Genomic DNA, 7,998 nt, shown 5'->3' with positions numbered 1-7,998 from the left:
GGGGAGGGAAGGGAGCAGAGCAAAGGTAAGCGCAGCGAAACCGTGCGCGGCGTTCACCCCCGCAAAAATGGGGGCCCCCGCAAAATCGATAGATTTTNTGGGGAGAGGAGGAAGGAATGGAGCGGGCGCAGTCCTCGCCCCGCAGGGCGGGGACGGAGCAGAGCGGAATTTCTTCCGACGACGACCCGGTAGCTCAGTCGGCAGAGCAACTGCCTTTTAAGCAGTGGGTCCGGGGTTCGAATCCCCGCCGGGTCACCAGGGAAAATCCCTTGTAGCCATTGCGGTGCAATGCTTACAAGGGATTTTCTTTTTGCGCGCTCTTGGAAAACACGCTCCAAAATGGCCCCAAAAACCGATGTTTTTTTGATGCGTGCAAGTCAAGATGCAAGTCACCGCTATTCGCCTGAGTAAGAATATCCACAACCGATTCCGTCTTGCAGACCCGGCAGTACACCGCCAAGTTTTCGGCCCTGGTTCCTGGGCGGAGCTTGAGGACCTTCCCCCGGCGGCGGCGGGAGAGACTTTGCCGGTATTCGTTGGTAGAGCGGTAGAGACACAGGCCCAGCGGGACAGCATTGCCCGGAAAATGAAAAAAGCCCCTGACAAGAAGTCAGAGGCTTGACAGAAGGGCCGACACGGCCTATAATAAGCATAGAAAGGGCGCTGCCGGTAGACAGTTGGCCCTAGCCTAAGTTACAGAAGTAACCGCCGGACTGTGGGCGCAGGGGCGGTTACTTCTTTTTGTACGCCTGAATGAACAGGCCGCAAATACCGATGATAACCAGGGAGTAAGCGAAGAGCTCACTGTATGTAACCATAGGGCAGCCCCCTTTCCNAAGATCAGGGGGCAAGAAGGTGCCCCCTGTCAAGGGGCCAACCGTCCGCCGTTACTGGCAGCGCTGAAAGATGATTCTTTCCTGCTGTCAGAATACCACGATTTTTCGCAGAAAGCAAGGGCCGGGGAATGTTCCCCGGCCCTTTGTTTGTCAAAAGGATTCAATCGCTGCCTCGGTCAGCCGCTCCCACGTCTTGGAGATGGAGGCAACAAAGCTCGGGTCTCCATGCTTCTCTCCAAGTCTGCGCCCGGAACAGACTTTAGCCGCTTCCAAAAGATTGTCCCAGGTCTGGAGAACAACGCCCGGGTCTCTGCCCGCTGCCCGGCTGATATTCACCAGCCGCCACCGGGCATCTGTGTCCTCCGCTTTGTCGGCGGCGGCTTTGGCATGCTGGCCCAGAATCCGCAGCATTGTATAATTTTCGGCATACCGTTCCGCAAGGGCTNCCAGTTCATCGACCCNCAGGATACCGGATTGCAGCAAGGTCATGCCGTTGGGGTCAATGTCCTCCGGGGCGGCGATGGTGTCCGCCCGGACCTCTGCCCGCAGCTTCTTTGTCAGTTCGTCCCGGACTTCATCAAAGGCGGGCCAAATCTCCTCTGCTGTGCGCTCAAAGACAATTTCAGCTTTGCGAAGGGCCGTCGCACATTCGGCCCGGTGGATGTCGGCATCTCCCCGGAAATATTCATCCTTCTCGTCTTTGACGTCTTCAACCCGTTTTTCCGCCGCTTTTACGGCGTCATAGACTTCCATGTACTTCTCTCGCGCGGCCTTAAAGGCCGTATCCAGTTTTTGTGCGTATTTTGCGTATTTGCTCATTTTATAATTCCTTTCTATGTTTTTTGGGGAAAAAGTTGTTTTGTAACGTTTACCGCTTCGACTTNCTCAGGACGGAGGTAAACTTTTTGAACTCTGGCCGGTCGGTAACCTCCCGAAGTGCAGCCATTGATGCCTCAATTTTTTCCTGAGCGGCGGGGCGCTGGTAAGCGTTGACGATCTTCACCACCACGACCTCCAGCTCTCCCACGTCCATTTCCTCGAAAGGCGGCAGGAAACCCTCGNTACAGTCTGTAACAAAATCATATTGCTCTTTCCGGGCCTCTCGTCTGGTAATTCCCCCGGTTCGGAGCCGTTTTTCAATATCCTGAATCTTGCCGATCCGGTCATCCATTCCCGGGGTCCTTGTGGGAAGTACATAGCTTTTCCCTCTGACTTCAATCCGATATTCCATAAAAATCTCCTTTATTTCGTGCCAAAGGCACGGCCAATATTGTTTTGATGTTCGGAAACCAAACGGCCTACCGTCCGTCCGTCCATAGTGACCTTCATCCCGTTTAGTTCATTTATGAGCGCTTCCATCCCTTTACACAATGCCGCTACCGTAGCGGCAGTAGCAGTCTCTCTACCTCCGGCAGAGGGACCCATTGCCGCCGTGNAGACGGAAACGCGGCTCACANCGTNNGNNANNNCGCTCTCCAGGGCTCGCACAGCCGCCGCCCGGGAGAAGTCGGAGGCCGTGAGGCTGTAGCTTCCACCCTCATTCCCAGCGGTTTCGCCAGAGAAATCCCCGGCGGGGGCCATCCTTGTGGGAGAGGGCCGGGGACTGTTCGGGCTTTCCGGAGCTGAACGGGCCTTGGAGCTTCCGCTGGAAGAAGATTTGGATCCTCCGCCAGTGACCGCGCTGATGATGCCGGAAATGAAGCCGTCAACCTTTCCTCGGAGCCACTCGCCCATTCCGGTGATTCCTTCCCAGAGCTTTTTTACAATATCTTCGCCGATAGTTTCCATTCGCTCTGGAATATCCAAGAACCAATCCACCGCTTTTTGTGCGGCGTTTGGAATGGACTCTGTAAAAAACTTCNCAATAGCTTCCACGCTGTTTGAGATTGTCCCATTTACAGAGGCCCAGGCGGAGTTGACCTTATTTCTAAAAGTTTCGTTTGTAAGGTACAGCGTAGTTAAGGCCGTCACAACTCCGGCAATCAGCGTGGCCACCAGCACGAAGGGGTTTGCGTTCATGACGGCATTTAACGCCGCTTGTGCGATTGTCTGGTTCTTAGTCACGTTTATCAGAGTTTCGATGATCCCGGAAATGGAAGAAGCCGCTTTGTAAGCTATCATCGCCGTCGCCGCTCCAGCTATAACCGGAACAAGAAGCTGTAAAACATCCAGAAAACCACCGACGCCAGATGCCAGCTCCCCCCAATCGACAGAATCCGCGAGTTGTGATAAGTATTCGGAAGCGTCCGAAATTGCTGGAGAAAATTCTGTCAGGAACGAGTTCTTGATTGTAGAAATGGTTTCTCCCGCCGTAGCTAAAGCGTTGTCCAAAAGGATTTGATTTTCCCTGGCCTTTACGATCTCCTCATTGTTGCGGAAGAAAGACTCAGACGCATCGTCATAGGTTTCGGAAAGCGTTTTCATGATTAGGCTGTTGCGTTCACTCTCGGTTCCAAGCGCGGCCAATTTGTCATTAAACGCATCTTCTGAAATCCCGGCCCAATTCAACGCATCGGCTAAAACTCCCGTCACTTTCGCGGTTTTCGCGGTTTCATTTGAGGATTCAATCAAACCCTCAATCGGAAGCGCATCTCCGAATGTACCAAATACGCCGGCAGAAATCTCCGTCCATTTGGAAAGGTCCCGCTCATTTTCCGCCAGAGTCGCGAGGAGCTGTGACGCCTCCGTCGCGGTGTCCACATCGCCAAGAATTTTATAAAAGTCAGAATATGCCCTCTTCGCGGCCTCCGGGCCAAATTGGGCAGTTTCAAAGGCTGCGTTTAGTTTGCCCTGTGCCTCCCGGTACTCTTTAGTTGCTTCGTCCAGGTTCCAAAGGCTTCCCACAAGGTCCTTAATTCCGTCGATTGCAGCTTGCACACCGTTGGAAATCAGATCTCCGATTGCCACGCCTTTGATGATATCGCCGACACTGGTATAGGACCTTCCAAGATCATCGGTCGCATCCTCCATGTCTTCAGTTGCGCCCTGCCCATTCTTCAGCTTGGCGGAAACATCATCCAATTCCGCTTGCATGTTCTTGGCTTCCGCTTCGGCGTTTGAAAACTCAATCACAAGTTTCCGGTATGCCTCCGCATTTTTCTCGACCTCTCCAGACGCCTTTGCACTTTTCAGGGCGGAATTGAGGTCATCCGCCTTTTTGGCAGCAGCGGAAACGGCGGATTGTAGGAGCTTTTGCTTCTCAATGAGTAAGTCCGTGCTTTTAGGGTTGAGCTCCAGCGCCCCGTTCAACTCTTTGAGGGAAACCACATTTTTCTGCGCCTCCCTTTCAAGATCGTCAAGCCCCTTTTTGAATTTGGCGGTATCGGCCTCTACAGGAACTTCAACCGGATCAGCGTCCTTCCCAAGTTTTGATAACTCAGCGGAAAAACCTTTTTTGTCAACCTCAATGTCGACTGTGATGTTATTGAGGGCTGATTTCGCGGTTTTGCTCAGCTTAGAAAGCCCAGACTTAAACTCTTTTTCATCAATCTCCGCGCCGATCTTTACGGTGCCGTCATTCGCCATGTACCTGCTCCTTTACCCCCACCAGGGCACAGCCGCCGCCGACATAAAGGGCACAACCATCCCCGCAGGATTGACGGTTTTGGAATGGACAGGTCACTCCGGTCCCCATCCGATGCTCCACGATTCCGCAGCCGGTCCCGGTATAGAGGGCACAGGAAACGGAACAGAGGTCGTCATACCGTTCGCCACGAAAAGGGCATTTTTTATCTGGCCGCTGCTGTGGTTTTTCCGGCTCAGACGGCAAAGACGCAAGCGCCCTATGGACTGCCGGGAGTGCGCTGTTAGGAACCTCCCCCAACGAAGTGACCACCTTCAACTCATGCTCAATCAGAAAATCCATTATGGTGCCCTCCAAATTATTTTTTGGTTCTCCCGAATATCAGCTATCCACCGTTCCAAGTCCTCCAGCGTCAAGCCCACACCTTCGGTCCCGTCCTCATCTTCCTGGTTCAACTCCGCCAGGAAAGCGGCCTTGCCCAGATCATCCAGGCCCAAAAGCTCACCCTCCAGCTCAAACAAGCTTTGAGATAGGGCGTCAACCGGCCCCTCGTTGGCGAACTGCCGCCGCCGGATCTCCGCCGCCAGGGCGGCAAGCCGTGCTTCGATACTAGCCATCGCGACCTCCTATCACATCCTCCAGCTCTTTCAGCCGGGTCAGAATATCCGCCGTCTCAATCAGCTTTATGCCATTGGAGAGTGGAATTCCCCTGCTGCTTTGCGCCCTCATCAGCCAAGCGTCTACAGCCGCCAGCTGCATGTATAACGCTGTAACTGGTTACTGCAACCTGTCCAAGAAGATTACCTGGTCTAAGGCTGTTGTCATCAGCGGCGTGGCATGCTCGATTCTGGCCGCCACTGGCATCGTCTCCAACCTGGCGGGCTTTTTCGGTACCGTGGGCTATATTGTACCTCCCATCGGCGGCGTACTGATTGCTGATTACTACCTGCTGAAAAAGAGCAATTACGGCAAGCGGCCCGTAGAGGGCATCAACTGGTACGCCATCGGCACTGTGGTAGTGGGCGTGGTGTGCTCTGTGACCAGCGCCAAAGTCCTGCCTAACTTCCCCAACCAGATCACCGGAATTGCCGTCTCTGTGATTCTTTACACAGTTTTAGGCAAAACCATCCCTTCCCTGCAATGCGAAATTCTCGCTGAATAAGGCCAGCATTCTTAGCCGCCTCTCGTAGGTTCTCCCTTCTACGGAGGCGGCTGTTTTTTATCTACGCTGAATCTAAAAAGACAGGAGCGAGTATATATGACAAACGAACTCTATAAAATGTCCGGTGCGGAGCAGGCTCGGTTAATTCGGGAAAAGCAGGCATCGCCTCTGGAGGTCTTGGAAGCAGTGCTCCACCAGGTCCACCGAATGAATCCCCTTCTGAATGCCATTTGCACCCTGGATGAAGAGAACGCTTACGCTGCCGCCCGCGAGGCGGAGAGCCAGCTCATGAAAGCCGGATCAAAGAAACCTCTGCTAGGCGTACCCTTTGTGGTAAAAGACATGATTGCTACGAAGGGAATTCAAACTACTTTCGGCTCCAAAGCATATCAGAATTACCTGCCGGATGAGGATGATATTTCCATCGTAAGATTGAAGGCCGCCGGGGCAATCTTGCTGGGAAAGACCAACACCCCCGAGTTTGCCTACGAGGGTGTGACGCAAAACAAACTCTTTGGCGTTACAAAAAACCCCTGGGATTTGGAAAAGACGCCTGGTGGCTCCAGCGGCGGTTCCGCAGCGGCGGTAGCCTCCGGCATGAGCGCATTGGCGGTGGGAAATGACGGGGGCGGTTCCGTGCGCATTCCTACCTGCTTTTGTGGCNTATACGGTCTAAAACCCTCCTACGGGAGGATTCCCCTGTATCCTGGGTGCCGGGATCCCCAATTCCCTGGCGGTTCCAGCTGGGAGGACCTGGAGTCCATTGGCCCGATGACCCGGACGGTAGAGGACAGCGCCCTGATGCTCTCGGTTATGGAGGGACCCGGGTACATGGATCGCCACAGCTGGCCGATAGAGGGAACGGACTATCTGAATGAGCTCCGTAACCACGACTTGAACGGCCTCCGGATCGCCTGGTGGCCCCGGACGCCTTACGCTTCGGTAGACAATCAGGTCCTGGCGCTCTGCGAAAAGGCCGCCGCAGTCTTCCGGGACCTTGGAGCCGACGTAGAGGAAGTTGAGTCTCCGCTACTGTCGGATCCCGGAGATATCTTCTGGGGTACTGTGGCAGGAAATACGGACCTCGCAGGGATGCGCCGCCTGGCGGAAACCTTGGGAGACGATATGAGCCAGACCGTCCGGTCCTTCATTGCCCAGGACTGGAGCGCCGAACAACTGATCAACGCCCATTTTGGGCGTCAGTGGCTTAATATTACCCTGCGAAAGTTTATGGAACCATATGATTTGCTTCTGACTCCCACTCTGACGGTTCCGGCCTTTGACTTGGGACTGGGAGCTCCGGAGGTTATCAATGGACAGCCAGCGAAGGGAGATTTCACTACCTTTACATATCCATTCAATCTTACCGGACAGCCCGCCGCAAATGTGCCTGCCGGGTGGACACCGGAAGGACTGCCTGTGGGGCTCCAAATCATAGGGCGGCCCTGGGCCGACGCCCTGGTTTTGAGAGCGTCGGCGGCCTTTGAAAAAGCACGTCCCTGGGCGGATCAGTGGCCAATGGGTCTATAAACAAACGTTTGTTTTTAATATGGGAAACGAGGGTGTTCGATGAACGCAGCATATCTCACTCCGGCCATCACGCTGTTCCGTGAGGATGGCAATCTGGACTTAGAAAGCCAGGAAAAGCTATTTGAAAATCTGATTCAAAATAAAATTGACGGCATTTTGGCGGAAGACAGCTCCAGCGAATTTTTTGCCATGCCTATGGTACAGCGCTAGGCAATGGCCGAGTTCGCAATCAAAACAATCCAACATCGGGTGAAACTCATCATTGGCACCTCTCATATGGTGGCAGATGAAATTATCAATTTTCCAACTTTTGCTTGGATGCCGGTGCTGATGCAGTGACGATTTTGCCTCCCTATTATTTTCACTTTGGACCCAAAGCACTCCTACAGTATTACGATCTTCTGGCTTCAAAAATTCATGATGCGATTTATATCTACAACTTCCCCGACAATACCGGATATACAATTCCTCCGGAGATTGTTCTTCAACTGGTGCGTATGCACAGTAATATTGTTGGGATGAAGGATACAATTTCCGGTATGGATCATACGCGGGAGTTAATCAAAGCGGTCAAGCCACAGTTTCCCGCATTTAAGATCTATTCCGGTTTTGACGATAACTTTGCGCACAATCTCCTGGCCGGTGGTAACGGGTGCATTGGAGCTTTGAGCAATGTAGCCCCGGAAGTCTGTGCGTCATGGGCAGAGTCGTTTCGAAGGGGCGATTTGGAAGGGATCGCCAAAGGCCAACATACCATTGATCGTTTGATGGCGCTGTATACAATTCGCAGCCCCTTTTTACCTGTTATTAGAGAGGCTTGTAGACTTCGTGGAATTGTGGCATCAAGTTGTGGAACATTTCCGATGCCAAATGCGACGGTAGAAGATGACGCAAAAATTTTAGAACTGTTCCTTCAAGAGGGAATACGGTAAATTCAAAGAATTTTA

The 7,998-nt window shown here is 53.2% G+C and carries 6 protein-coding genes and 1 tRNA gene; 5 read left to right on the top strand and 2 right to left on the bottom strand.

Annotated features, from left to right (window positions below):
• The first annotated feature begins 182 nt into the window (after positions 1–182).
• Positions 183–258 (top strand) — tRNA-Lys (locus tag JX325_RS10020).
• A 4,092-nt stretch (positions 259–4,350) separates the two neighbouring features.
• On the opposite strand, the gene JX325_RS10015 is transcribed toward JX325_RS10020, so the two are convergent.
• Together JX325_RS10015 and JX325_RS10010 are read right to left on the bottom strand one after the other, a co-directional pair.
• Entirely contained in the window at positions 4,351–4,701 is a 351-nt protein-coding gene (locus tag JX325_RS10015) for a hypothetical protein (RefSeq protein ID WP_204791006.1), read from the bottom strand.
• Positions 4,701–4,976, bottom strand: coding sequence for a hypothetical protein (locus JX325_RS10010; protein WP_204791005.1), 276 nt, complete (start codon positions 4,974–4,976; stop codon positions 4,701–4,703). Before JX325_RS10010 ends, JX325_RS10015 begins: the two co-directional genes overlap by 1 nt.
• A gap of 140 nt (positions 4,977–5,116) precedes the next feature.
• On the opposite strand from JX325_RS10010, the gene JX325_RS10005 reads away from it, so the two are divergent.
• The 4 genes from JX325_RS10005 (at position 5,117) to JX325_RS09990 (ending at position 7,983) form a co-directional block, all read left to right on the top strand.
• A complete protein-coding gene (locus tag JX325_RS10005) occupies positions 5,117–5,521 on the top strand; it encodes a hypothetical protein (RefSeq protein WP_204791004.1) in 405 nt (134 codons plus the stop codon).
• A gap of 96 nt (positions 5,522–5,617) precedes the next feature.
• On the top strand, positions 5,618–7,051 hold the full coding sequence (locus tag JX325_RS10000; protein WP_204791003.1) for an amidase: 1,434 nt from the start codon (positions 5,618–5,620) through the stop codon (positions 7,049–7,051).
• A 39-nt stretch (positions 7,052–7,090) separates the two neighbouring features.
• A complete protein-coding gene (locus JX325_RS09995; RefSeq protein ID WP_204791002.1) occupies positions 7,091–7,261 on the top strand; it encodes a hypothetical protein in 171 nt (56 codons plus the stop codon).
• Positions 7,262–7,365: 104 nt separating this feature from the next.
• The gene (locus JX325_RS09990) at positions 7,366–7,983 is read left to right on the top strand and encodes a dihydrodipicolinate synthase family protein (RefSeq protein WP_374220604.1); all 618 of its coding nucleotides are present in this window, start codon (positions 7,366–7,368) and stop codon (positions 7,981–7,983) included.
• The last annotated feature ends 15 nt before the right edge of the window (positions 7,984–7,998 follow it).

It is taken from the genome of Oscillibacter sp. CU971, assembly GCF_905219725.1.
Classification (GTDB): Bacteria; Bacillota; Clostridia; order Oscillospirales; family Oscillospiraceae; genus Oscillibacter.
Note: the sequence above shows the minus strand (reverse complement) of the source record. Positions and strands in the feature narration are given on the sequence as shown.